Here is a 2,036-nt window from a genome sequence, read left to right as displayed (position 1 = left end):
ACCAACGACGCCTACGGCAAGCGGGCGTCCACGGCGTAAGCACCTTATTCCTTAGTCGAATAGGTTTTTCTGACTTCATAACCATAAAGCTTATGATAGCAATTTGACCGGATCTTGGCCGGACGCCCAGGTAGGTCACGCCGGTCCGCGTGACGCTGTCGATGAACGCCTTGAACGCCGAGGGCATCGACCAGTTGTACATCGGCATGGCGAACACCAGCGCGTCGGCGGCGAGCAGGCGTGCGCACAGCGCATCCGATGACGCCAGCGTCGCTTTCATCGCCGGCGTGCGCTCTTGCGCGGCGGTGTAGGTGGCGATCGCGAACGCTTCGGAGACGTGCGGTGGTGTGTCGACTGTCACGTCCAGATAGTCGACGTCGAACTCGACGCGCTCTTCGCGCAGACGCTCGAGAAAATAGCGGGCGAGCGCGCGGGAATTGGATCGCTCGCGCTTCGCGCTGGCGTCGACGTGCAAGATTTTCATGAGGGCCGTCCTTGCGGTGGGTTTAACGTGAGCTCAGGTTAAACGGTCGACTGGCTTGGTGGAATAACCGGTTTTGTCGAATTCAAGGTAGCCGCTTGTGCCGCTTTTGCGCGTTGTTACGACTCGTGTGATTTAGCGCTGGCCGAGCGTTTGACGAACGGTCCGCCTGAGAAACCCGCCACTGCGCGGCCTTGCGCGGGCGATTTTTCGCGGGCGCGGCGGGCAGGGCGCGCGGACGTTTTTTCTGTTCGCGCCGTCTCGATCTGCCGCGACAGCGTGTCGATACGCTGGCGCAACAGGTCGGCCGCAGCCACGCGTTCGGCCAGCAACGCGTCCTTTTCCGCAAGCTGCCCGCGGGTCTCCGCGTGCCGTGCAACCGAGGCAGCCAGTTCCGCCTTCGATGCGGCCAGCTCGTCCCGCAGCGCGTCGCGCTCGGTTCGCGATTCGGCTTCGAGCGTCGCCGCCCGTTCGTGACTCGCCTGAAGCTCCTTGCGCAGACGTTGCGCCGCCGCACGTTCTCCTTCGATTTCGAGTAATGCGCGCTTTTCCGCCGCGGCGAGCCGCTGCTCGTTCTGCTCGTGCGAGCGGCGCAGCTTCGCGAGTTCGTCGGCGAAATCGCGGCGGGCATCGGCGAGCGCGGCGGCGCCTGCCGCGATTTCTTCCTTCGATGCCGTCAGTTGCGACGTCAGCATGTCGTTGGCCGTCTGCAGTTCGACGATGCGCGCCTCGAGGCCGGCTAGCCGCGCGCGCAGGGTCGCGGCGTCGTTGGCCGACTGCTCGGCTCGGTCGACGGCTTCCTGACGCTGCCTGTCCCGTTGCTCGGCCTGTTCTTGCGCCGCGGCGATCTGGGCGTCGGCGTCCTGCCTGAACACGTCCAGCGCGGCGTTCGCGGCGTCGCTGGACAGACGCCACATCTGCGCCGCGAAGTCGCCGGCTGCCGCTGCGACCTCGGGCGGCAAATCCGGACGGCCGACGTCGACACGCGTTTTGTCGCGCACGTCGGTCCAGAAATCGCGCAACGCCTTGGCCGGCGCGCTCATGCTGCCTTTGCGGACTAATTGATACAGCCGATTGGCGGTCGGCGTTTCGCCGTAGCGGAAAAACAGCAACGCGCAGACCTCACGATAAAGCGTCTGCGTATCGGACGCGTTTTGACGGACGACTTCGATGTCGGCTTCGAGGGTCATGGTGGAAGCGGCCAAGAAATGTTGATGCGTCGATAATACAACGTAAAATGCATGGAATGCTACATAGACGCATCCTACACACGACATTAGTACTATAATGTCGTGTGTAGGATCTGCCGCCCGGGACACCGCAGCGCTGAGGTTCACAACGCCACTTCACCGGCCCGCGACTTGGAAAGTCCTGTGGGCTGAAGACTTGGTGTCAATGTGTAGTGGCCGTGCGCGCCGAAACGGCAGCAGGCGTCCGGCCAAGATCCGGTCAAATTGCTATCATAAGCTTTATGGTTATGAAGTCAGAAAAACCTATTCGACTAAGGAATAAGGTGCTTACGCCGTGGACGCCCGCTTGCCGTAGGCGTCGTTGG

General features: G+C 62.5%; 2 protein-coding genes. Both read right to left on the bottom strand.

Going from position 1 to position 2,036, the window contains the following annotated elements:
• Nucleotides 1-484 (bottom strand): FMN-dependent NADH-azoreductase (locus AB3X89_RS39555; protein ID WP_368587978.1); only part of this gene is annotated, 484 nt, incomplete at its 3' end.
• A 116-nt stretch (nucleotides 485-600) separates the two neighbouring features.
• The gene (locus AB3X89_RS39550; RefSeq protein WP_368587977.1) at nucleotides 601-1,671 is read right to left on the bottom strand and encodes a DNA-binding protein; all 1,071 of its coding nucleotides are present in this window, start codon (nucleotides 1,669-1,671) and stop codon (nucleotides 601-603) included.
• Nucleotides 1,672-2,036 lie beyond the last annotated feature (365 nt).

This window comes from Paraburkholderia sp. BR14320 (genome assembly GCF_040948665.1).
GTDB lineage: Bacteria > Pseudomonadota > Gammaproteobacteria > Burkholderiales > Burkholderiaceae > Paraburkholderia > Paraburkholderia youngii.
The sequence above is the reverse complement of the archived record's forward strand: the minus strand, read 5'-3'. Positions and strand labels throughout refer to the sequence as shown.